Here is a 24128-nt window from a genome sequence, read left to right on the forward strand (position 1 = left end):
AATTGGCTACCTTCGCCACATGCTACAGGCGAAAGGGATTTTTAAGTCGTACGGCGCATTGCCTATTCTCAAAGGCGTGGACCTGGACGTAGCCAGCGGTGAGCTGGTGAGCATCGTCGGCGCGTCGGGCGCCGGTAAGAGTACGCTCCTCCATATTGTCGGATCGCTGGATAAGCCGGACCGCGGGACTGTGCGTATCCAGAATATGGATATCGGTACGCTTTCGGCCAAGCAGCTGAGTGCATTTCGCAATGCACATATCGGTTTTGTATTCCAATTCCACCATCTGCTTCCCGAATTTACGGCCCTGGAAAATGTATGTATCCCTGCGTTTATTAAGAAAACGGATCGAAAGCAAGCAGAAGAAAAGGCTATGGAACTGCTCGATCTGCTTGGCGTAAGTCGGCGTGCAGGCCATAAACCCGGCGAACTTTCCGGGGGAGAACAGCAGCGTGTGGCGGTGGCACGTGCATTGATCAATAACCCGTCGATCATTCTTGCCGACGAACCTTCCGGGAATCTCGACTCCGAAAATGCGGAAGCTTTGCACCGGCTTTTTGTGGATTTACAAAACAGACTGAATCAAACATTTGTCGTAGTGACGCATAACGAAGAACTCGCGGCTATGGCCGACCGTATCGTGCACATGAAAGACGGCTTAATTAGCTAAATAAATTGACAGGTACATGGCGCTGTATACCTTAATTACCCAAGGCACCCAACCACTCGCTCAACGGCTGGCACGCCAACTGCCGGCAACGCACCGGGTGGTGTTCGGCGCAGCGGACGAAATGCCCGAGGTATTGCTCCGGAGCGGAAATTATGTACGCATCCCACAGGCGGATTCACCGGCCTTTGCCCATGAAATGCTGAAACGTTGCCTTGATAGCCATGTGGAGGTGTTGATTCCCCTTGGTAAATATGAGCTGAAACCGCTATTGGAAGCAAAGTTGCTGTTTAACGAATATGGCATCCGCGTATTATTGCCCGAACAAGCGCTTTTTGACCAGTTAATGCTTTTTGAAAATCCGCCTGCTCAGCTACCGTTGCATATTCTCGAAAACGGACAGCCGCTGAACCACGCCACCGTGGATATCGCCGGGCCGATGGATACTGGGCTTTCCGGTGTTTTTGTTCTGTCCGACTCCGGTGATGAAGCCGCATTATGTTGTATCGCAGATTAAACCATCTACTGTTTTCTTAGTTCCAATGGAATATGCTGACCTGTCCCGACATTGATAAAGGTAAAAAGGCTATTGTATTTGGCCTTGACGACGTATTGTTTCCCAAAAAAGATTACCTGTTGCAGGTATACTACCTCTTTGCCCATTTCCTGGAATATATGGAGACCGTACCTCCGGCGAAAGATTTGACACACTTCCTGAAAACGGCATATGAGCATCATGGCGAATCCGGGCTTTTCGACCGAGCTGTCGATATGTATGGTATCGCCCCGAAATACCGGGAAAATTTTGACCGGCTGCATACGGCAGCAAAACTTCCGCTGAAATTGCTGTTATACCAGCCAATGCTTGACCTCATGAGCGAACTCAACGAAGCGGATAAAAAGATATTTATTCTGACGGCGGGCAATCCGACTATGCAGCTCAACAAATTGAAGCACTTGGAATGGAATGGATTAGATCGTTTGCTTAAGGTATATTTTCAGGATGAATTGGCGGCCAAGCAACTTCACCCGTTACATTTCCTGCTGGTGGATAACGGCCTCCAGGCGTCTGATGCTGTTTGTATCGGTGCCGGTAACTGGAATACGGCACTTCCCGACGGCGGGGAAATTGATCTAATTGACGCGGCGCGGTTTATTTATCCGGCCGGTTCGTAAAAAATAGATAGGCCATGAAGCAATTTACCGTAAAACTACTGGTAGTGGGGCTGCTGGCCCTCCAGTTTCTGGCAGGATGCCAACGTGATTCCGTTATGCCCGAACTGGAACGTCCCAGCCGGGGCGATACGGATGAAGATCTATTGAAAGACTCGGTATATATCTATACCTATTTTTTTTACCTATGGCAGGATGAACTGCCCAATCAATTCCCCACGCGTAATTATAACTCGGCTGATGCTGTCCTGGAGGCATTAAAAACGTATGCCCGGAATGACAAAGGCGATCCTTACGACCGTTTCAGTTTTTTGGACCGGACCGGTACCGTGGATGCAGAAGTCCAGCAGGGGCTATCCGGCAGCTTCGGCTTCGATGTGCGGTATCAGAATGACACAGACCTGTATGTGAAGAAAGTAGACCTTCAATCGCCTGCTTATGCCGCAGGGATCAGACGGGGCTGGAAGGTTTTGGCCATCAATGGCAATAGCAACCTGTCGCTGGCTTCCGTGGAGCAGGATAATTATGCTTTTCTGTATGGTGCACTGGATGGGTCGGTCATTGACCTCAAGCTGCAAAAGCCGGACGGCGAATCGGTAACGGTGAGTCTTCGCCGGCAAAACTATCAGATACAACCAATATTAGCGCACCGGATCTACACCGCGGGGACTAAAAAAGTAGGGTATTTTGCGTTCGATATCTTCGTTTCTACACTTGATTTAAATAATGCATCGACCTATGTGAAGACCCAGCTGGATCAGCTGATGGCTCAATTTGAGACTGCCGGCGTCGATGAGCTGATTGTGGACCTCCGTTACAATGGGGGAGGAGCGGTGGTCACAGCCGATTACCTCGCCAACTTGCTGGCTCCGCCAACGGTGGGGAACGGCCTGATGTATTCGTATAAGCTGAACGATGAACTTGTTGAAGACGGATGGCAAAAGGATGTCTTTCCTACACAGTATTTTGATAAGCCAAACGGGTTGCAGCTGGACCGCATCTATTTTTTGGTAACCGAAGGCACTGCATCGGCAAGTGAATTGCTGATCAACACGCTGGAGCCGCATATCGACGTGAAACTGATCGGGGAAAACCGCACCTATGGAAAGCCTGTGGGATACTTTGCCTGGGATATCATGAACGTCGATCTGTACGCAGTTTCTTTCCAGACATTCAATTCGGAGGGATATGGCGATTATTTCTCCGGATTTCCGGTAGACCGGGTGGTGTATGATGACCTGACACGCGACTTTGGTGATCCCAAAGAGGCAATGATTGCCGAGGCACTCCACTACGCGGAAACGGGAAATTTTACCGCTACAGCGCGTAGCCTACAGCTGAAAAACAAGCAGGTCGCCACCGGAATGGCCAGCCGTTCCGAGCTCAACCAGGCACTCGATCGGCACGGTAATAAAGGAATGTACCGTTTTGACCGAAAGGCGATTCCATACAATTAGCCAACGTCCATAATTTTTCGTATATTGCGGTTTTACGAAGTCCGTGCGTCTATAACCACGATGCTAAATTTCCATGTGATGAAGGAAGGCAAACCGACAACCATCAAAGAAATCGCAAAACGATTGAAGATTTCACCATCTACCGTATCTCGGGCATTAAACGGACACCCGAGTATCGGACTGGTGACGACGATGCGGGTAAAACAGGTGGCCGAAGAGTTAAACTACGAACCCAACCAGACCGCCATTTTCTTTAAGCAACGAAAGACTTTCACCATTGGGGTGGTATTGCCGCGCCTGTCCGAACCCTTTTTTGCAGAGGCAATCAGCGAGATTGAGAACGTGGCCAATGAACGTAAATATACGGTAATTATGGGCCAGTCGCTGGATGATCAGGACCGTGAGCGACGCATCTTGCAGACACTGAAAACCCATCGGGTAGACGGGTTGCTGATATCGATCGGAAAAAACACACACGACTACAGTTTCGTTGAATGGCTGGAAAGTGCCAATATCCCCGTGGTGTTTTTCGATTGTGTGCCGGATGTTGACCACACCCATCAGGTGGTAAGTGACTTAACTGCGGGTATGTTTGAGGCCATAGACCTGTTTGTGTCCTGTGGGCACCGTGCCATTTCCCTAATTAACGGACCGGTTAAACGCCCGGAGAGTAGGGAACGGGAAACGGCCTACCGTAAAGGGCTGGAACGGCAGGGAATCACCTTTAAACCCGCGTATGTGGTTCATACCGATTTAACTCAGCAGGGAAATGAAGCGGCTATTGCCCAATTGCTTACACTTCCCGACCGGCCGTCAGCTGTGGTATCTTTCAATGATTACGTGACATTGGATGTGATGAAAGCCGTCCGTCAACGGGGACTTACCCTCAATCAGGATATTCATTTTATCAGTTATGCCAATTATCCCTTGTGGAAATATATGGAAAATCCGCCAATGGCGTCGATTGAGCAGTTCCCTGGAAAACAGGGTAAAAAGGCAGCTGAATTACTTTTTGAACTGATGGAAACCAAAGAAAAACCACAGCCGTCCAAAACCGTATTCAAGTCACGGTTGATTCATCAGAATAGTTAGCCGATAATGGAATCCTGATTTTCAGTAATTAATTAGGTATTAGCGCAGTCATATAAATTTAATGGCCGGGGTGTGCACTAATACCTAATCCTGCTGTACTTTTATAAATGGATTACTTCACCGTAAGCATCGGCAGCGGCTTCCATGATGGCTTCACTCATGGTTGGGTGCGGATGCACGGATTTGATAATTTCGTGGCCTGTCGTTTCCAGTTTGCGGGCAACGACAACTTCTGCAATCATTTCCGTTACATTCGTGCCGATCATGTGTGCACCGAGGAATTCACCGTACTTGGCATCGAATATTACTTTTACGAAGCCGTCTTTGGCACCGGCTGCACTTGCCTTTCCTGACGCGGAAAAAGGAAATTTGCCTACCTTAACCTCATAACCGGCATCTTTCGCCGCTTTTTCCGTATAACCGACAGACGCAATTTCCGGTGAGCAGTAAGTGCAGCCCGGGATATTGTTGTAATCAATGGGCGATACGTCAAGTCCCTTTATTTTTTCTACGCAGGTAATGCCTTCGGCTGAAGCCACATGGGCAAGCGCCTGACCCTTCACGATATCTCCGATGGCATACACACCATCGACATTGGTTTTATAAAAATCGTCAACAACAACGCGGCCCTTTTCGGTTTTGACACCCACTTCCTCCAATCCCAGGTTTTCAATGTTTGGTGTAATACCCACGGCCGAAAGTACCGTCTCGGTTTCAATGGTTTCTGTGCCCTTTGCAGTTTTGATCTGCACCTTACTTAATTTGCCTGTGCTGTCAACCGATTGCACTTCCGCACCGGTAAGTATGTTGATTCCCGCTTTTTTAAGGCTGCGCTCCAGTTGTTTGGATACTTCTTCGTCTTCCACAGGAACAATACGGTCGAGGTACTCCACAATGGTTACCTTGGTTCCGATCGCATTGTAGAAATAAGCGAACTCAACGCCAATGGCGCCCGACCCCACAACAACCAGCGATTCAGGTTGTTTATCCAGATTCATGGCTTGGCGGTATCCGATAATTTTTTTGCCGTCCTGTTTCAGGTTGGGGAGTTCGCGTGAACGTGCGCCGGTTGCAAGGATGGTGTGTTTTGCAGTATATTCCTTTGTCGAGCCATCGGCACCCTTTACATCAATTTTGCCCCCTTTTTTTATTTTGGCGGTACCCATTATGACATCAATCTTGTTCTTTTTCATCAGAAACTGGATGCCTTTGCTCATTCCGTCAGCAACGCCACGGCTACGCTTTACAATCGCGCTGAAGTCCGCCTCACCGCCCTTCACCTTAATGCCATATTCTTCTGCATGGTTGAGGTATTCAAATACCTGGGCACTCTTTAATAATGCCTTGGTGGGGATACAACCCCAGTTGAGGCAAATGCCACCCAGTGACTCCCGTTCTATAATGGCTGTTTTAAATCCGAGTTGGGAAGCCCGTATAGCGGCTACATAACCGCCCGGTCCACTCCCGATAACAATAATGTCGTAATTCATGGGCTCTTGATCTTCGAGTTTGAGTTAACGTAACGTATATGGTTGATGATTCCACGATCGTGCTGGAATCAGCTAACCTGTGGACAAACTTACATAAATTTTTCCAAGATTATTTTGCTGTTTAGCGTTGTTTTTATGCGTTTACCCGGTTTGCTGTCCGAACATTTCAGGCTGTCGGTCATGTTTTGGTCAAACACCTCCTGTTGATTAGGCAGATGGATGAAAAATCAGTTACTTTGAGGCAGAACGTTAATCATGAATACAAATAAATCTACACTGAAGCTATTCCGCAATACTGCGATTATTGAAGGAATCTCCACCATTATTCTTTTCTGTATTGCCATGCCTTTGAAATATTGGGGGGATATGCCCCAGGCGGTAACTTATGTAGGATGGATACACGGCTTGCTGTTTATCGGCTATTGTTACCTCTTGGTGATGTGTTGGTTCAATTATCGCTGGAAATTCAGCCGGGCGCTGCTTTTCTTCCTGGCATCATTAATCCCATTTGCTCCCTTTTTTGTTGAGCGGAATCTACGGCACGAAGAGTAATAAGAGCGCTTACTTCCTCAGGATCTGTCGTTCTCGATAGCGTAGGTGATCGCTGTCCTCCCATGAGGTACTGGATTGCCCTGCTCGTCGACATTGACGAATACCATCCGGTCAATGGTCAGGATACTTTTCCGGGTAATTTTGTTGCGCACCTGACAGGTAAGGGTAATGGAGGTGCGCCCGAAATCAGTGGCTTTAATGCCCAGTTCGATAATGTCACCTTGTTGCGCAGAACTAACGAAATTAATTTCGGAGATGAACTTGGTAACAACACGCGGATTGCCCAATTGTACAATAGCGTAAATGACTGCCTCTTCATCAATCCATCGGAGTAGCGTCCCCCCGAACAGACTTCCATTCGGGTTAAGGTCTTCCGGTTTCACCCATTTGCGGGTGTGGAAATTCATTGTTTTCGCATCCATGTTGTCGTTTACGCCTTGATGCACTGCATTGACTGAGACAGTTTGCGGCGGGGTGTTTTTGCAAAAGTTTCCCGGGCAGCCATTAGGTAGGCTGCCCGGAAACAATAAATTACATATGGATTGCCCGGTTGGCCGTTGCCGCGAGGGCAGCCTCCCGAAGTGCTTCCGTGTAGGTGGGGTGTGCGTGGCAGATACGGGCGATATCTTCAGCGGATGCCCGGTATTCCATGGCTACCACGGCTTCGGCAATCATGTCTGCGGCACGCGGACCTATCATGTGCACACCGAGTACTTCATCCGTCTGTTCGTCGGCCAGCACCTTGATGAAGCCATCGGTATCCATGCTGGCCTTCGCGCGGCCGCTGGCTTTGAACGGAAATGATCCGGTTTTGTATTTTCTGCCTTCCTGTTTGAGCTGCTCTTCGGTTTTTCCCACGCTGGCCACTTCCGGCCAGGTGTAAACTACGCCCGGAATTAAATTGTAATCGATATGCGGTTTTTGGCCAGCAATTCGTTCGGCCACGAAAACACCCTCGTCCTCCGCTTTATGTGCTAGCATAGCCCCTTTGATCACGTCACCGATGGCATAGACCCCCTGTACAGCCGTTTCCAACCCCTCGTTTACCGGTATTTTTTTTCCACGGTCCTCCAGGCTGATGCCAATTTGCTCCAATCCCAGTCCCTCGGTATACGCCGTGCGTCCTACGGCTACAATGCAGTAATCGCCTTCCAGTTTCAGTTCTCCCCCTTTGGGGTCTTCAGCTGTTACCGTTACTTTTTTACCTTTGGTAATGGCTCCGGTTACCTTATGACCCATGTAGAATTCCATACCCAGTGACTTTTTGAGTACCCGTTGCAATTCCTTGCCTAAGCCACCGTCCATTGTTGGGATAATGGATTTTTCATACTCCACTACAGATACTTTAGCGCCAAGGCGTGCATATACGGAGCCCAGCTCCAACCCGATAACGCCGCCTCCGATAATGATCAGGTGGCCCGGCACTTCGGTTAATGTCAGGGCTTCGGTGGAGGTAATAATCCTTTTTTTGTCGACAGGTAGGAAGGGGAGGGCGGTAGGCTTGGATCCTGTGGCAATAATCACGTTCTTTCCACTGATTTGGGTAACCTTGCCGTCTTCACCTGTTATTTTTACGTTGTTTTTGTCTACAAATGATCCCATGCCAATAAAACTGTCAATCTTATTCTTTTTGAAAAGAAAGGCAATGCCGGACGTGTTCTGAGCAATCACATCTTCTTTCCGGGCCATCATCTGTTTCATGTCAACCTTCAGGTTACTCAGGTTGATGCCATGCGTACCGAAATGGGTAGCCGCATTATGGTAGTGTTCGGATGAATCCAGTAATGCCTTGGAAGGAATACATCCAACATTCAGACAGGTACCGCCAAATGTATTGTATTTTTCAATGATGGCTGTTTTTAGGCCCAACTGGGCGCACCTAATGGCTGCTACATAGCCGCCCGGTCCACTTCCGATTACGATGACGTCGTATTGCATGAGATTTATAAAGTTGTTTTAATGTGCCAAATGTAAACATAATTACCGTTCGACAGAAGTTTGGCCATAAAAAAAGACAGCCAATTGACTGTCTTTGTAGTATCGCGGCTGAGCCGGAATTATTCGGCTACAATTTTACCCTGCATGATGCCGTAGTGGCCGGGGAAGCTGCAAATAAACGGAAATACGCCGTTGCTTTCCAGTGTAAATTCAATAGCATCGGTTTCCCCCGGACCCAATAATTTTGTGTGGGCTACAATGGAAGAAGCAAACGTAAGTGGGATGTATTCCGCGTCAGCCGCTTTAATAGCCTCGCCGGCAAAAGCCGGTAAGTCTGTGCCCGGTTGAAGCACAACCACGTTATGTCCCATTGACTCCTTAGGTAGCTTACCAACGTTTTTGAATGTAAGTTTTACAGGTTTTCCTGCCTTTACTTTGAATAATGTTTTATCAAACCGCATCAGGTCGCTTCCTTCCAGCACAATTTCATTGCTCAGCGCCACAGTATCCAACCCTGGTATATCAACAGCAGGGGCTTGTGTGGTGGGAGCGGCAGTTTCAGTAGAATCTGTAGCAGTTTGTTCGTTTGTCTGATTACCTCCGCAAGCGGCGATGAATAATGCACCTGCCAATGCAGGGATGATAAATAACTTTTTCATTTATAAGGGTGTTAATTTTTAATGTGCACAGCGGATATCCCTTGGCCGGGATATGTTCCGTGTATATTATACTATTAATTTTGATTCCAGTCCAAAGGTAGCGGTATTTCCAAGTATTTCCAAAAGCAAAGCAAAATATCGTCGCATATGAAACGGGAAAATGCGGCCCTTTATCACGTGCCGGTAACCGCTCCGGAAAATGCAATTCGTTATAAAATGGGATGCCTTTCAAAAGGGATCGTCCGATCGAATAGGTAACGGTAAGTGTGATGGGTTTTGTAAATCCGGCCACCTACATAACGGGCTACATTCATCATTTTCGGATTAAAATCTCCGATCCAGTTCATCTGTAGATCTTCGTAATTCAATTCCCGCTGCATCAGACGTGCCGCATGTAGTACCATGGCAGCTTCCACACCTTTTTTCTGGTGTTCCGGTGTTACCCCGAATACGATTCCAAACATCGTTCTGCAGCGCCGTCGCCATCGGTTCCAGAGGAAAAGTATCTTACCCCACCAGGTAAGCTTTCCGTCCATGAATTTTACGATCAGCTGATTCACGTCGGGTATGTTTACCCAGAACGCGACAGGTTTGTCCCGGTAGTATGCAAACCAAATGATCTTCGTGTCGAGAATGGGCTTCAGGCTATTCATTAGCTTTTGCGCCCCCTTTTCACTCATTGGATTCACACCCACGTGTTTGCCCCAGGCTTCATTATATACCGTACGGAAATCAGATGCAGCTTTGTCTAGCTGATCTCGCCTGATGTGGTCATAGGTATAACCTACATCATCAAGGGTATGTGCGGCTTTTTCGAGGATCTTATTCGACAGTTCGGCCGCTATTTCCCTTCGATAAGTGAATTGTTTGAAGTAAACCTGAAAGCCATACTGTTCGAAAAGTGTCTGATAGTATGGTGGGTTGTAGTTGCAGCAATAACAGGGCGGATGATATCCATCCACAAGCAGGCCCCACCAACGCTCCCGGTTTCCGAAATTAACCGGACCGTCCATAGCCTCCATTCCTTGTTCGGTTAGCCAGGTCTTGGCCGTGTCAAACAGCATATTGGCCGCTGCCTGGTTGTTGATGCATTCAAAAAAGCCACATCCGCCCGTACGCTGGGTATTGTTGCTGGCTGTTTTTTCATCGTAAAATGCCGCGATGCGGCCGATTGGTTTTTCAGTGTCATCGAGCAACAGCCAGCGGGCACACCTGCCTTGCTGGAAAAGCGAATTTTTTGACGGTTCGAATACATCCTGGACGTCGTTGTCAAATGGCCGAATGTAGTTCGGGTCGCTGCGGTACAGCGGTAATGGCATGGTTAAAAATAAACGTTCGGTTTTTTTGTCTGCTACAGAAATAATGCGCATAGGTAAATATGAACATGTTCGTGAATTGGCTAAAATTAGCGGTTTGTGTCCGGTTTTGAAAATTAACATAGAAATTCCATGCAACATATCGGAAATCCGAGCGTCTTTTGACAAACATTAAACATAAAGCAATGAAAAAATCAGTAGTTAGCTGGCTAAGCCTCTTCAGCGTGCTGTGCTGTATGGTATCCGTGGCCGTTGCGGAAGCACCGGCGGATGAAACGCGCGCGGTAAGCGGATTCCATGCCGTGTCCAACAGCGGAAGCATTAAGGTGGAAGTAACCCTTGGTAACACGGAATCCGTTCGGTTGACCGGGGATGACGATCTCATCAACGAGATCGAAACCGTAGTGGAAAATGGTGTTTTAAAGATTCGGTACAAAAATCAAAGGCGAATGGAGGGGCGTCGTTGGAGTGCGGTAACGGCATATGTCGCTGCACGGCGGCTCGATGCACTTTCCCAGTCGGGCTCCGGAAGTATCATCGTTTCGGGCCGTATTTCCGGAGATGAATTAAACGGTGCATTGAGCGGTTCTGGATCATTGGCTTTTGATGCCGATGTGGCCGAGTGCAACGTATCTATCAGCGGTTCGGGACGGATTACAGTTAACGGAAAAGCAGAACGAGCCAACGTCACACTCAGTGGTTCAGGACGTTTTTCCGGCGAAAAATTAAAAAGCGGGTCTGCCAGTCTCCAGCTTTCCGGTTCTGGAAATATCGCTATTTATGCGGAGAATCAGCTAAATGCATCAATCAGCGGGTCAGGCAATGTACATTACAGCGGTAATGCCCAGACGAATGTCCGAACGTCCGGATCGGGCCGACTCCGGAAAATGTAACGGAGAAGCCGGCTGACGCCGTAGTTGGTTACATTAGGATCCATAGGAAAATCGCAATAGACCGGGGTTATAGGCAATTGGCGAAAAGTGATGTGCAGGAAGGAAAATAATTGTATCTTTAGCACGTTACAGACGAATTTTAGCACATCGTAAACGAACCGGTAAATTTGATAACCTTATGGATCCTAATTTCACTCCTATTTTAATGATCGTGGGTGCCATTGTGGCATTTTTTGTTTTGCTCTATTTGTTACCCGTGAACCTGTGGTTTACCGCGCAGCTGTCCGGCGTGCGGGTCAACCTGCTCAATTTGCTGCTTATGCGGCTCCGGAAAGTGTCTCCGGCGCTGGTAACCAATGCCATGATCACATCCACTAAGGCAGGCTTGAACATCACGTCCAATGAGATTGAGACCCATTTCTTGGCAGGAGGCAATGTAAACAATGTCATCAAGGCATTAATCTCCGCTGACAAGGCCAATATACCACTTGATTTCAAGCTTGCTACAGCAATTGACCTTGCAGGACGGGATGTGTTTGATGCTGTTCAGCTTTCGGTAAATCCCCGCGTTATCAATACACCGCCAGTGGCCGCCGTTGCCAAAGACGGCATTCAGTTGATCGCCAAAGCCAGGGTGACGGTACGGGCCAACATCAATCAGTTGGTGGGGGGTGCCGGTGAAGAAACCATCCTTGCCCGTGTGGGAGAGGGGATCGTGACCACCATCGGCTCTGCCAAAGATCATAAAGAGGTGCTGGAAAACCCCGATAAGATTTCCAAGACAGTACTTTCCAAGGGGCTGGACAGCGGCACGGCTTTCGAAATCCTTTCGATTGATATTGCTGATATCGATATCGGCGAAAACGTGGGCGCAAAACTACAGGGAGACCAGGCTGAAGCAGATCTTAAGGTAGCCAATGCCCGTGCAGAAGAAAGACGAGCCATGGCTGTTGCCTCCGAGCAGGAAATGCGTGCGAAGGCACAGGAAGCCCGGGCAAAAGTGATCGAAGCTGAAGCACAGGTACCGATGGCCATGGCCGAAGCTTTCCGGAGCGGTAACCTCGGTATCATGGACTACTATAAAATGCAGAATATACAGGCCGATACGGAAATGCGCGGTTCTATTGCCAAGCCGGGTAGTGTGGAACGGGGAGGTAAAAAAAATGAGTAACAGGGTTTATTCCTAAACGTAACCGGAAAGAAACAAAAAACAAAACCCCGATGATGGGCACCGGGGTTTGTTACTAACCAATTATAAACCTAAATTATGAAAAGACAAATTTTAAATTCCCGTCTCCGGGTTAATTTCATAGTGCAAAAATAACACTATTTTTTATTTTTTCAATAACACTTTTGTTAAATGAATGTCAAAAGAACGTTTATTGAATCTGCCTGTATTTATACCTACAAGCATTTGGTTATGTATTAACAAACGCCGTGCCAAAACCAGTTAATACCTTTACATAGTGTTATTTTTACACTATTGTTTGTTTTGTTTGGTTTCTTCCAGTCACTAACAGCTTAATCGCTAAAAAATTAATAGAGCAAAAACGCCAAATCAGGGATTTATTTTTAAGTTTGAGGGCACAAAATTAAATCCGGGAAGACAATACAATGACCATATTTGATCAACTTAAGCGTGTAAAAGCCTTTGTTTTTGATGTAGATGGCGTACTTTCAGACGGAAGCGTCCTGGTTAACGAACAGGGAGAACAACTGCGGACATTCCATACCAGAGATGGCTATGCGATTCAGCTCGCAGTCAAAAGAGGATATCCAATAGCGGTGATTACTGGCGGCAGATCACTGGGAGTGCAGAAAAGGATGGAAGGGCTGGGCGTAAGGGATATCTACCTGGATATACATGACAAAAGTGCGGTATTGCGCGACTGGTTGTCCGGAAATCAGCTCACATTGGCTGACATTCTGTACATGGGGGATGACATTCCTGACCTGGAAAATATGAAAGTAGTCGGTTTTCCGGCATGTCCTGCAGATGCGGCCGAGGAAATCAAAGCCATATCGATGTATGTCTCACCGAAAAAAGGCGGAGCCGGTGCTGCGCGTGATGTTATTGAAAAAGTAATGAAATTGCATGGAACCTGGGACGTGGATTCCAGGGTGACCAGCCGCTAGCTATGATGATGTCAACCGAACAATCCCGGATTCCCTATTTAAACCATAAAATTATCCTGGCTTCAAAGTCACCCAGACGGATAGCGTTACTGAAGCAATTGGGTATTACGTTTGAAGTGGCTGCCTATGAAGTGGACGAGTCCTTTCCGGCCAATCTTCACGCAGCAGCGGCTGTCCGGTTTATCGCCGAAAAGAAGGCTCGTGCTTTTACCGGGACGATCGAGGCAGACCAACTGCTGGTGGCAGCGGATACCGTTGTGGTCCACGATGGCTGTATTATGGGTAAACCAACAAGTGAAGCGCATGCAAGCAAACTGCTGGAACGACTATCCGGTACGGCGCACGAAGTGATCACAGCCGTTGCCATCCGTCAGCCCAACGATGCCATCTACCTGTTCCATGAAATCACTGAAGTCCAATTCAGGGAGTTAACCGCTGAGGAAATCGCTTATTATCTCCGTCACTACCAGCCTTACGATAAAGCGGGGTCCTACGGCATACAGGAATGGATCGGACTGGCCGCAGTTGAGCGGATTAACGGCCCGTATACCAATGTAGTGGGATTGCCTACAGCCGCTTTATGTGTGGCGCTGCAGCAGTTAACAACGCGTTAAGGAGATAACTAAGGGGGATTATGGCTTGTTTCGGCAGCAATTATGCAGTACATTTGCGTAATATGGCAGAATATAAGATTAGTGGCGAATATATCCAGTTAATTCAACTGCTTAAGGTACTTAGCTGGGTTGAGAACGGCGGGCAGGCGCAGGCTGCGGTAACAGCAGGCCTGGTTACCTGCAACGGGCAGGTTGACTACCGCAAACGGCTTAAGGTGCGGCCGGGAGACGTCGTTGAATTTGAAGGAAAACAAGTGCGTTTAACGTAATTGACCATGAACAGGTATTTCAGTTTACTTTTCGCCGGGATATTGCTGGCAGCATGCGGGCAGGACAAACCGAAATCGGGCTCATATGTGCTTTCGGTGACCGTAGAAGCTTATGACGGGAATAAGAACAAAGGCGCGGTGGTGGAACGGTTTGAAACAGATACCGTGGCTGCATCTTCCGCGTTGGCGGCTTACTCAAAGGGCATACAGAAATATGCCGCGGTGTTAATGCATATCCAGCAATTCCCTGATTCGATACAGGGTACGGGCAGATTGGCGATCTATGACAGCAATGGACAGGATATCGTTTCTACCATTCCGCAAACCCAGCGCGACAGCGTCATCATGAATTTTATCCAGTTTGCAAGAAGGGCTACTATTCCCTATTACGACCGGGTTAAGGATTTCGAACTGAAATTAATGACTGCAAGATAAAAACATTGATATGGAAGAACAAGTGCGTGGGACTGCGGCACCGGAACAGCTGTCCTATATTTCAAGTATAGGCTATCAGGTCGTATTTGATGATACCTTGGCAAAATTGGCTTCATTTATTCAGACGGCCAATTATACAAAAATCTTGATACTTACCGATCGGAACACCAATATACACTGTCTGCCGGTTATGCTGGAGGCAATGCCCGGGTTTGACGGTTATGACATCATCGAGGTAGATGACGGTGAAGAGAACAAGAATATCGATTTTTGCGTAGGTGTCTGGAAAATGATGCTCGACTTTGGTGCCGATCGTCAGAGCCTCCTGATTAACCTTGGCGGTGGTGTAGTCACGGATATGGGTGGGTTTGCAGCTTCCACCTTTAAACGCGGTATCGATTTTATCCAGGTCCCCACCACGTTATTGTCCCAGGTCGATGCCTCGGTCGGCGGGAAGACGGGAATTGATCTGGACCACGTCAAAAATATTATCGGCACGTTTACCCAACCCAAGGCCGTTTTTATTTCCACAAAATTCCTCGATACACTGGATCAGCGGCAACTGGTTTCGGGTTTTGCCGAAGTGATTAAACACGGATTGATTTTCGACCGGGATTTTTACGAACGGATCAAGGCAAGTGACGCATCTCGTTTATCGGCTGCGGATATTCACCACTCTGTTTCCATAAAAAATGAAGTGGTGACACAGGACCCTACCGAAAAGGGACTCCGTAAGATATTGAATTTCGGACATACCATCGGCCACGCCATTGAAGGATATTCCCTTGCCCATGATGCCCGGCCCCTGCTGCATGGCGAAGCCATCGCCGTGGGGATGATCTGCGAGGCGTATCTCGCCCACCGGATAAACGGATTAACAAAGGAAGCACTGGATGATATCGTGCATACGTTTCGGACCCATTTTCCTGACTATGCATACCACAATGCCATTTACGATGAACTGGTTACGCTGATGAAAAACGATAAGAAAAATATCGGCGACCGCATCGGTTTTGCCCTACTTAACCGCATCGGGCAATGCGACATCGACGTATTTGTACCCCACGAACTCATTCGCGAAAGCCTCGATTTCTACCGGATCCTTATTGCAGAATAAAAGTTGCCAAGCATGAACAAGCACCTGTCTAGATCGATTACGTTGCTTTGCATATACCTGATGATCGCACGGATTGGTTATGCGCAGGAGCGGCCGAAGGTACTCGTATTTTCCAAAACGCTGGGCTATCGCCACGCCAACATCGAAGCCGCGGCTGCAGTAATCAGACAGCTGGGACAGCAGCATGGGTTCGATGTGGATCACTCGGAAGATGTTTCGCTTTTTACGGACGAGGGCCTGCAGCCTTATCAGGCCCTTATTTTCCTGAGCACTTCGGGCAATCTGTTCAATGCAGATCAGCAGGCGGCTTTTCAACGGTATATCCGTAAAGGGAAGGGTTTGGTGGGTATTCATGCGGCAAGCACGACAGCCTACGAATGGCCCTGGTATGGTAAACTGATCGGCGGGTATTTCGACCGCCATCCAGCAGTACAGTATGCCGATATCCTGGTGATCGACGACAAGCATCCGGCTACCAGGCACCTCCCGACGGTATGGCACCGCGAAGATGAGTGGTATGATTTCCGGGAGATGAACAGCGATGTGAAACTCTTGCTGAAGCTCGACGAAAACTCGTACCAAGGTGGTGGCATGGGTGCAAATCACCCAATTGCCTGGTATCATGAGTATGAAGGCGGGCGCGTATTCTATACCGCCCTGGGTCACACCGAAGCGTCCTTTGAAGACCCCGTATTCCAACAGCATATCGTTGGCGGCATCTGGTATGCCATCCAGGGAGATTTGGCCACAGGAAGCAAAAATTGAAGACAGTCACGGGAAAGCTAATAATCAGCTAGGATCGGCGGGCAGCCCGTGAAATCGGATGAACGCTGAATACCTATTATCGAAACAGCCAATGAAATATTACCTTATAGCCGGAGAAACATCGGGCGACCTGCACGGCGCCAACCTGATCCGCTCACTTAAAAAGCAGGACGAAGCCGCCGAGTTCCGTATCGTAGGGGGCGACCGGATGGAGGAAACATCAGGGCAGTCTGCCGTGATACATACATCGCAAATGGCATTCATGGGCTTCGTGGAAGTGCTTAATAACCTGCGGAAGATTACCAGAAACCTTCGGCAGGTTAAATCCGATTTGCTTGCCCATCGGCCCGATGCACTCATTTTGATCGATTTTCCGGGGTTCAATCTCCGCATAGCTGAGTTTGCCAAGAAAAACGGCATTACCGTGTGTTATTACATTTCACCCAAAGTTTGGGCCTGGAACCAGAAACGGGTGCTGAAAATCAAACGGGTGGTCGACCGGTTATTCTGTATCCTGCCATTTGAAGTTGATTTCTACCGATCTTGGGGCATGGAGGTCGATTACGTGGGCAATCCGCTGTTGGATGCCATTGAAAATTACCGCTACCAACCGGATTTCCTGGCGAAGAATCAGCTGACCGATCGCCCGATTTTGGCGCTTTTACCCGGTAGCCGTGAAATGGAAATCAGCCGCATATTGCCCATTATGGCTAACTTAGCGCGTTTGTTTCCGGGTCATCACTGCGTTGTTGCCGGGGCGCCGAATTTCAATCGGGAATTCTACCAGCAATACATGGCCGGATTGAACCTGCCAGTGATCTTTGATGCCACGTATGATTTGCTGAAACATGCCCAGGCGGCCGTGGTAACCAGCGGGACAGCCACGTTGGAAACGGCCATCCTGCGCGTACCGCAGGTAGTCGTCTACAAAGCCAATCCCATATCCGTTGCCATTGCCCGGATGGTTCTTAAGGTTCGGTTCATTTCACTGGTTAACCTGATCACGGGTATGCTTGCCGTGCGGGAGCTCATCCAGAAAGACTGCAACATCGACCGCATTGCCGATGAGCTCGATTTGTTGATAAACAACAAGGAGTATCGTGCCAATATTCTTGAGAATTACGATATCCTCATGGAAAAAATAGGCAGTCCCGGGGCATCTGACCGTACCGCCGAATTAATCATTTCGGCAATCCGGCAATAAGATTTAACGGAATAGTACCCTTAGATACCTAATTCAATCTGGAATGTGGCCCCCCAATTGTTGCCGTCATATGCCGTTTGATACACACCGTCTTTCACTTGATAATGACCGTTCAACTGCAGTTTCAGGCGATGGGCACGGAAATATTTGGTGAGGCCCAATTCAACGACTTCGGTCTGCGACTCAAACGCGCTGATATCCCGGTGGGGCTTAATCCAGGTGTAGCGGCCGGCAAGTTCATAGCCTGAATTGCGGTTCAATACATAAGAAAGCTGTTGATTGATGCCCTGTCCCTTGAACGCGTGTACTTCTTCCCCCTCTTCATCAGTGCCAACTGGATCGGCAGCATCCCGTTTCATGTACTCTACCTGATATGCCCAGCCCCGGTATTTAAATATCGCATCGTAAAAGGAGGTCTTCAACGTCATCGGCGCCGCCAGGTACCTACCTGTCTGTCCGCCTGCCCGGGTAGTGCGGTCGTTGAAACTATATCCCCCACCAATTGATAACTTCGGTGTTTCCTCATATTCAAGATCCCCCTCCACATAGTCGCCCCCATTCGTAAATGCACCAAGGGGAAGCACTTCGGCGCGGCCGGTATAGGCCAGTCCATCGTCCGTCACGTTAGCTACGCGCCCCTCTCCGGTGCTGATTGCGCCCTTGAAATGAAACGGTATCTCACCGAGCATCGGCGAGTAATAGGCTTTAATGCCGAAATCACGGTCGATATTGAAATTGGCATTCACCAATGAACGTTCGGCAAATTGCAGTTCGCCGGAAGAATTTACCCGTTGACGGTTTCCGGGGAGTTTATTCTGACCGAATGCAACGTAAAAATTGTCCGTAAAATGGTAGAATACCACGGCATCGCGGACGATATTGGGTACATCAGTATCGTCGTAATCCTGGTCGCCGCGGGTAAAGCCCAGCTGGATGGTGTAAGTCAGCTTCGGGTTATAGATGTAGCCGTCCATCCGGAGCCGCAGCCGCCTGATTCGTGCCTCAAAACTTTCCGCCCCGAAGTCATTTCCGCTGATGGAAGTATATTTCAGCCGGCTTTGCATACGGAACCTGAAATTGATATAGAAAGTGGAATCGTCCCCGGTGAATTCGATGCCGTCAAAATCCTCTACGGTAGCACGTTCATCCCGTTGGCGCTGTGCATATAATATGGCGGGCAGGGAAAGAAAAATACAGAGGGTAAGCAGCGTCAGCGATCGATGGTTCATCATTTGTCTTTTTGTTAAATTACGGTTACGAATTTCTACACTTAACGTTATCCCATGATGTTCTTTATATTAACAAATCGTTAATTTTATGTTGGTTATATTACAGCCGGTTCCTGTTGGCTCAGGCAATGCCAGCTTCCAAGTCCCCAGATAACATCGGTACTGTCGATACCCACAACAGCGCGGTCGGGAAAGCAGGTCGCCAGGATATCCAATGCCTGCTGGTCCCGCCTGTCGCGGTAAGTCGGCACCACCACCGCAGCGTTGGAGATGTAAAAATTAGCATACGATGCCGGCAGGCGCTGTCCTTCGTAAATAACGGGGGCGGGCATCGGCAACTCAACAATGTTCAGTGATTTGCCATTGGCCAGGCGCATTTTCTTTAACGCTTCCAGGTTATCCTGCAACACGGCATAATTTTCATCGGTCTTATCCGTCTCCACAACGGTCACAACCGTATCTTCATTGACAAACCGCGTGATGTCATCAATATGGCCATCCGTATCGTCGCCCACAATGCCGTCACCGAGCCAAAGCACCTGATCCACGCCATAATACTGATAAAGGTAATTTTCAATCTGCTGCTGGTTTAGCTGTGGATTCCGGTTTTTGTTCAGCAGACAGGCAGTTGTAGTAAGCACCGTGCCTGCTCCATTGAAATCAACCGAACCACCTTCCATCACGATCCCGGGATGGTAAACCGGAATGTCCAACGCCTCGCCGACTAATGTAGGTATCCGGTCGTCCTGTTCGAAGGGAGGGTATTTACCGCCCCATGCGTTGTACCCCCAGTCCACAATAACCCGTCGTGGGGCGTCGCTGGCGCCTTTGTTTACCAGAAAAGCCGGGCCGTGGTCACGGCACCATGCGTCATCGGTAGGGTGGTGGTAAAAGCTGATGCTGGTTAAGTCGGCGCCCACTCGGTCGAGCTGCTCGGATGCGAGGCGTTCCATTGCCTTATCGCGTACATTAATGCACACCTGCTCACCAGCTGACACCGCTTTGATGAATTGGCAATAAGGTACATATACATCTTGGAGCTTACCGGGCCAACTGGCTTCCTTATGCGGCCAGCTTAGCCAGGTTGCCCGGTGGGGATACCATTCGGCCGGAAAATGATAGCCTAACGCTTTTGGTGTCGGGTTTGTCATTTATTCAAAGAAATAAAAGGTTTTTGGAAAGATATGGGAACACAGCGAATTATTCGTCAATGAACCGCTTGGTCACTGGCGCATAACTGTCTACCCGCCGGTCACGCAGAAATGGCCAGTGGGTACGGTAATAGTCCGATTGGCCGAGGTCGACCTCCGTGACAACAGTTTCTTCCGCATCGTGCGACGCCTTGTATAGCAGGCTACCGAAGGGGTTGGAAATAAATGATCCTCCCCAAAAAGCCATTTCTGCTTCCTCGCCCACGCGATTTACGGCAACCACTGGAATTCCATTGGCCACGGCATGCGACCGCTGTATGGTCTGCCAGGCGTTGTACTGTTCCGTATTGGTCGGGTCATCCTGTGAGTTGGCCCACCCGATAGCCGTGGGATAGAAGAGGATTTCTGCACCCATCAACGCCGTGATACGGGCAGCTTCGGGATACCATTGATCCCAGCAGATGAGCACGCCAATAGTAGCAAATTTGGTTTTGAACACCCGGTAGCCCAGGTCGCCGGGCGTAAAGTAAAATTTTTCGTAATACCCGGGGTCGTCGGGAATATGCATTTTCCGGTATTTACCCAGGTAGCTGCCATCGGCGTCAATAACAGCAGTGGTATTGTGGTAAATGCCCTGTGTGCGTTTTTCAAACAGGGAAGCAACAATAACAACACCCAGTTCGCCGGCCAGGGCAGCCAGCACATCCGTTGACGGTCCGGGTATAGGTTCGGCAAGTTTAAAATTGTCATAATCCTCCACGTCGCAAAAATACAAGGTGGAAAAGATCTCCTGCAGGCAGATTAGCTGCGCGCCCTTTGATGCGGCGACGCGAATTTGCTCAACTGCCTTGGCCAGGTTAGCCGCTTTGTCGGCTACACAGCTCATTTGTACGGTGCCAATATTAACTTTACGCATATCCTGTTTTTTGAAAGCCCAAAGGTACTACTTATTAGAACACAAAAAAACCTAACAGGTTTTTGAAAACCTGTTAGGTTGCTGATGCGGTTAGCGTTCCGTTATTAGAAACTCAATTGGTAGGCCGCTACCTCATTTTTCAGGAACGTAGGTACAATAACCAGGTTTTTTCCACTGACAAACCCAATGTCGGCCGTATTGGATTTTTCTGCCTGTGTATCCAGGAGTACAGTCGTTTCGCTGCCCCGGATGAAGAATATTTCACCGTGCCAGCGGCTGGCTACAAACGTTGTGTCATTGAGAATGACCAGGCCGTCGCCGCCGGTAACTTCCGCATTGATAATTTCCGGGGTATAGTTGCCGTCAGTGCTGAATTTCTTCAGCCCTTCGCCGTCCAGTGAATACAGTTGGCCGTTATGGCATTCCAGGCCATTTACCCCTTTACTTTCCGAATTAATGGCAGCATACTTGCCGTCAACATTCAGGGAATAGATGATGCCGCCGCGGCTGTCCGAAAAATAAAGCTGCTTGCCATCGGTGGCCATGTCGTTCAGGAAAACGGCATTCTCCACAGGGATGGTCTTTTCAATCGCTGCGGTGGTCACATCAATCACTTTGATGGCATCGATATCGGTCACGTACAGTTTTCCGTTGAGCAGTGCCATTCCCTTGGGGGCATGCAGGTTGCCTTCCACCCATTTAAGGTCGCGGATGGTGCCATCCGTATTAACCACAGAGATGAACCCATCATTGTCTTTTTCGCCCGATGCCGTATTTCCACTGGATACATAGATGACATCCGCACTGGCGTCATACAATGCCGACTCCGACCCGGTGAATATGGTGTCGGTTTTCCAGGAAAGGGTAAGCGCAGGCTCCGTTTTGGCGGAAGCCGTATCGGAAGCGTTTTGGTTCTGGTTGCCCATGCAGCCGCATAGGGCTGCAGCGATTACTGAAGGAAAGAGAAGCTGTTTCATAGTTTGATGATTTATTTAATAATTGATCCTAAAGCTGTTTCCGTAATCGGGCTACAGGTATACCCATGGCCTCCCGGTATTTTGCCACCGTCCGGCGGGCAATCGTATATCCTTTTTCTTTCAGGATTTCCGTGAGTTTTTCATCCGCCAACGGCTTGCGTTTATTTTCCGTGGAAATGCATTCTTCCAATATCTTCTTCACCTCTTTGTTCGAAACCTCTTCGCCGCTGTCTGTCTGTATGGCTTCCGAGAAGAAGGATTTAAGCAGAAATGTGCCGAATTCCGTTTGTACGTATTTTGAATTGGCCACCCGTGATACCGTGGAAATATCCATGTCTATCCGGTCGGCAATATCCTTCAGAATCATGGGCCGTAGCTGGCGCTCATCACCCGTCAGGAAATAGTCGTATTGGTAGTTCATGATGGCGTTCATTGTTTTGAGCAGCGTTTGCTGCCGCTGTTTGATGGCATCGATGAACCATTTCGCCGAATCGAGTTTCTGTTTCACAAACTGGACGGCCTCCTTCATTTTTTTGTCTTTCTGCGCGGCTTTGTCGTAGTGGTCGAACATTTCCTGGTACGACCGGCTGACCCGCAGTTCGGGCGCATTCCGGGCATTCAGCGTCAGGTGAAGCACCCCGTCATTATTAGCAATGTGGAAATCGGGAATGATGTGCAGCTGTTTTCCGGCTACAGCCCCCGAATCGCCCGGTTTCGGATTCAATTTCAGGATTTCATTGATAATATCTTTCAGTTCATCCGAATCAATATTGAGCGATCGCTCCAGCTTGTCATAATGCTTTTTGGTAAATTCATCCAGGTAGTTTTCCACCACGCTAATGGCTTTTTTGATGATCGGATTTTCCTGGTCTTTTTTACGCAGCTGGATGAGCAGGCACTCCTGGAGGTCACGGGCACCGATCCCCGGAGGGTCAAATTCCTGGATAATCTTCAGGATTTCGGCCACGTCTGCTTCTTCCGCCATGATATTCTGCGAAAAAGCCAGGTCGTCTATGAGGGAAGCGATGGGCCTGCGGAGGTAACCATCATCATCCAGGCTACCGATGATTTGCTGCCCGATTAAAAAATCCCTGTCCGATAGCGCGAGCAGATCCAACTGTTGCTGTAAATTCTCAAAGAAGGAGTGCTGGATGGCAATCGGTATTTCCTTGCGGTCGTCTTCATCATCTCCATTGGCTGTCGCGCTGCCACCGTAATCATGGATATCGTCTGCCTGCAGGTAGTCGTCTACGTTGAATTCATCCATCTCCGCCGGCTGATCATCCTCACTGAAACGTTCCTCATCAGGGTCTTTGTCCGGATACTCTTCACTCGGCTCGTTCATATTGGCCAGGCTGATATCTTCCAGTGCCGGGTTTTCCTCCAGCTCCTCCTTGATACGGGTATCCAATGACATGGTAGGCACCTGCAGCAGCTTGATAAACTGAATCTGCTGAGGCGATAATTTTTGTAGGAGTTTCTGTTGTAATGTTTGTTTCAGCATAATATAATTACTTCACAAACATACGTAAAATAAGAGAAAGTTGATTCATCTCCCGTATAAGCAAAAAGCGGGTACCTATGGGGCACCCGCTTTTTGCTTGCGGTGTATTACCGCTACAGTTGCTTTACCAGCTTGTCTGTCAGTACCGACTTGGGTACCGCACCGATCTGCTTGTCTACAATCTGGCCGTCTTTGAAAAATAATAGCGCCGGGATGTTCCGGATGCCGTATTTAACTGAGATGTCCGGGTTGTAATCCACGTTTACCTTGCCTACTACGGCTTTGCCGTCGTATTCTTTGGCCAATTCCTCTACAATAGGACCTACCATACGGCACGGACCGCACCATTCTGCCCAAAAATCCACCAGCACGGGTTTGTCCGATTGCAATACAACTTCATCAAAGTTGCTGTCTGTAATTTCTAATGCCATGATTTTTAGTTTAGTTTGCGGAGAACCGCCATTTGGCAGCTATCCGCTTATGTTACCTTAGTTTTTTACCGTGTTATTCAGCTGCCCTCATTTGCAGGCAGCAATACAAAGATAAGGCATCCGTTTCATTACCAAAGCCATTC

General features: G+C 48.6%; 26 protein-coding genes. 15 read left to right on the plus strand and 11 right to left on the minus strand.

Going from position 1 to position 24128, the window contains the following annotated elements; translation table 11 throughout:
• Nucleotides 1-19 precede the first annotated feature (19 nt).
• The 5 genes from ABWO75_RS07410 (at nt 20) to ABWO75_RS07430 (ending at nt 4389) form a co-directional block, all read left to right on the plus strand.
• Entirely contained in the window at nt 20-670 is a 651-nt protein-coding gene (locus ABWO75_RS07410; RefSeq protein ID WP_353184177.1) for an ABC transporter ATP-binding protein, read from the plus strand.
• A 16-nt stretch (nt 671-686) separates the two neighbouring features.
• The gene (locus tag ABWO75_RS07415; protein ID WP_353184116.1) at nt 687-1184 is read left to right on the plus strand and encodes a hypothetical protein; all 498 of its coding nucleotides are present in this window, start codon (nt 687-689) and stop codon (nt 1182-1184) included.
• Between the two features lie 32 nt (nt 1185-1216).
• Nucleotides 1217-1843, plus strand: a complete 627-nt coding sequence (locus ABWO75_RS07420) for an HAD family hydrolase (protein WP_353184117.1) — start codon at nt 1217-1219, stop codon at nt 1841-1843.
• 14 nt (nt 1844-1857) lie between these two features.
• Entirely contained in the window at nt 1858-3297 is a 1440-nt protein-coding gene (locus ABWO75_RS07425; protein WP_353184119.1) for a S41 family peptidase, read from the plus strand.
• A gap of 78 nt (nt 3298-3375) precedes the next feature.
• Nucleotides 3376-4389 (plus strand): LacI family DNA-binding transcriptional regulator, encoded by a 1014-nt coding sequence (locus ABWO75_RS07430; protein ID WP_353184121.1) that lies wholly within the window; start codon nt 3376-3378, stop codon nt 4387-4389.
• A gap of 101 nt (nt 4390-4490) precedes the next feature.
• Here the strand turns inward: ABWO75_RS07430 and lpdA (ABWO75_RS07435) are convergent, their stop codons facing one another.
• Nucleotides 4491-5879, minus strand: coding sequence for a dihydrolipoyl dehydrogenase (gene lpdA, locus ABWO75_RS07435; protein ID WP_353184123.1), 1389 nt, complete (start codon nt 5877-5879; stop codon nt 4491-4493).
• A gap of 255 nt (nt 5880-6134) precedes the next feature.
• Here lpdA (ABWO75_RS07435) and ABWO75_RS07440 point away from each other — a divergent pair, with 255 nt between their 5' ends.
• A complete protein-coding gene (locus tag ABWO75_RS07440; protein WP_353184125.1) occupies nt 6135-6431 on the plus strand; it encodes a DUF3817 domain-containing protein in 297 nt (98 codons plus the stop codon).
• Between the two features lie 17 nt (nt 6432-6448).
• Here ABWO75_RS07440 and ABWO75_RS07445 read toward each other — a convergent pair whose 3' ends face one another.
• From ABWO75_RS07445 to ABWO75_RS07460, 4 genes are all read right to left on the minus strand, one after another.
• Entirely contained in the window at nt 6449-6838 is a 390-nt protein-coding gene (locus tag ABWO75_RS07445) for an acyl-CoA thioesterase (protein ID WP_353184179.1), read from the minus strand.
• 124 nt (nt 6839-6962) lie between these two features.
• The gene (gene lpdA / locus ABWO75_RS07450) at nt 6963-8369 is read right to left on the minus strand and encodes a dihydrolipoyl dehydrogenase (protein ID WP_353184127.1); all 1407 of its coding nucleotides are present in this window, start codon (nt 8367-8369) and stop codon (nt 6963-6965) included.
• A gap of 119 nt (nt 8370-8488) precedes the next feature.
• Nucleotides 8489-9028, minus strand: coding sequence for a plastocyanin/azurin family copper-binding protein (locus ABWO75_RS07455; RefSeq protein WP_353184129.1), 540 nt, complete (start codon nt 9026-9028; stop codon nt 8489-8491).
• Between the two features lie 209 nt (nt 9029-9237).
• Nucleotides 9238-10347, minus strand: coding sequence for a hypothetical protein (locus tag ABWO75_RS07460; protein WP_353184131.1), 1110 nt, complete (start codon nt 10345-10347; stop codon nt 9238-9240).
• Nucleotides 10348-10529: 182 nt separating this feature from the next.
• Here ABWO75_RS07460 and ABWO75_RS07465 point away from each other — a divergent pair, with 182 nt between their 5' ends.
• The 9 genes from ABWO75_RS07465 (at nt 10530) to lpxB (ending at nt 17777) form a co-directional block, all read left to right on the plus strand.
• Nucleotides 10530-11237, plus strand: a complete 708-nt coding sequence (locus ABWO75_RS07465) for a head GIN domain-containing protein (RefSeq protein WP_353184133.1) — start codon at nt 10530-10532, stop codon at nt 11235-11237.
• A 178-nt stretch (nt 11238-11415) separates the two neighbouring features.
• Nucleotides 11416-12408, plus strand: coding sequence for a flotillin-like protein FloA (floA, locus tag ABWO75_RS07470; RefSeq protein WP_353184135.1), 993 nt, complete (start codon nt 11416-11418; stop codon nt 12406-12408).
• A gap of 443 nt (nt 12409-12851) precedes the next feature.
• Nucleotides 12852-13373, plus strand: coding sequence for a KdsC family phosphatase (locus tag ABWO75_RS07475; protein ID WP_353184137.1), 522 nt, complete (start codon nt 12852-12854; stop codon nt 13371-13373).
• Nucleotides 13374-13375: 2 nt separating this feature from the next.
• The gene (locus ABWO75_RS07480) at nt 13376-13987 is read left to right on the plus strand and encodes a Maf family protein (RefSeq protein ID WP_353184139.1); all 612 of its coding nucleotides are present in this window, start codon (nt 13376-13378) and stop codon (nt 13985-13987) included.
• 62 nt (nt 13988-14049) lie between these two features.
• Nucleotides 14050-14256 (plus strand): RNA-binding S4 domain-containing protein, encoded by a 207-nt coding sequence (locus tag ABWO75_RS07485; protein WP_257658944.1) that lies wholly within the window; start codon nt 14050-14052, stop codon nt 14254-14256.
• 6 nt (nt 14257-14262) lie between these two features.
• The gene (locus ABWO75_RS07490) at nt 14263-14691 is read left to right on the plus strand and encodes a hypothetical protein (protein ID WP_353184141.1); all 429 of its coding nucleotides are present in this window, start codon (nt 14263-14265) and stop codon (nt 14689-14691) included.
• Between the two features lie 49 nt (nt 14692-14740).
• A complete protein-coding gene (gene aroB / locus ABWO75_RS07495) occupies nt 14741-15808 on the plus strand; it encodes a 3-dehydroquinate synthase (protein ID WP_502922396.1) in 1068 nt (355 codons plus the stop codon).
• Between the two features lie 12 nt (nt 15809-15820).
• The gene (locus ABWO75_RS07500) at nt 15821-16573 is read left to right on the plus strand and encodes a ThuA domain-containing protein (protein ID WP_353184145.1); all 753 of its coding nucleotides are present in this window, start codon (nt 15821-15823) and stop codon (nt 16571-16573) included.
• Between the two features lie 91 nt (nt 16574-16664).
• Nucleotides 16665-17777: a lipid-A-disaccharide synthase gene (lpxB, locus tag ABWO75_RS07505; RefSeq protein ID WP_353184147.1), complete on the plus strand. Its 1113-nt coding sequence runs from the start codon at nt 16665-16667 to the stop codon at nt 17775-17777.
• 20 nt (nt 17778-17797) lie between these two features.
• Here the strand turns inward: lpxB and ABWO75_RS07510 are convergent, their stop codons facing one another.
• The 6 genes from ABWO75_RS07510 to trxA form a co-directional block, all read right to left on the minus strand.
• Nucleotides 17798-19009, minus strand: a complete 1212-nt coding sequence (locus ABWO75_RS07510; protein WP_353184149.1) for a porin — start codon at nt 19007-19009, stop codon at nt 17798-17800.
• A gap of 92 nt (nt 19010-19101) precedes the next feature.
• A complete protein-coding gene (locus tag ABWO75_RS07515) occupies nt 19102-20157 on the minus strand; it encodes an agmatine deiminase family protein (RefSeq protein WP_353184151.1) in 1056 nt (351 codons plus the stop codon).
• A gap of 49 nt (nt 20158-20206) precedes the next feature.
• Nucleotides 20207-21073 carry a carbon-nitrogen hydrolase gene (locus ABWO75_RS07520; protein ID WP_353184153.1) on the minus strand — a complete coding sequence of 289 codons (867 nt, stop codon included), beginning with the start codon at nt 21071-21073 and terminating at the stop codon, nt 20207-20209.
• 104 nt (nt 21074-21177) lie between these two features.
• Entirely contained in the window at nt 21178-22050 is an 873-nt protein-coding gene (locus ABWO75_RS07525) for a beta-propeller fold lactonase family protein (protein WP_353184155.1), read from the minus strand.
• 28 nt (nt 22051-22078) lie between these two features.
• Nucleotides 22079-23554: an RNA polymerase factor sigma-54 gene (gene rpoN, locus ABWO75_RS07530; RefSeq protein ID WP_353184157.1), complete on the minus strand. Its 1476-nt coding sequence runs from the start codon at nt 23552-23554 to the stop codon at nt 22079-22081.
• A 113-nt stretch (nt 23555-23667) separates the two neighbouring features.
• Nucleotides 23668-23985 carry a thioredoxin gene (gene trxA, locus ABWO75_RS07535; RefSeq protein WP_257658954.1) on the minus strand — a complete coding sequence of 106 codons (318 nt, stop codon included), beginning with the start codon at nt 23983-23985 and terminating at the stop codon, nt 23668-23670.
• Nucleotides 23986-24128 lie beyond the last annotated feature (143 nt).

Origin of the sequence: Parapedobacter lycopersici (assembly GCF_040395035.1) — a bacterium.
Lineage (GTDB): Bacteria > Bacteroidota > Bacteroidia > Sphingobacteriales > Sphingobacteriaceae > Parapedobacter > Parapedobacter lycopersici_A.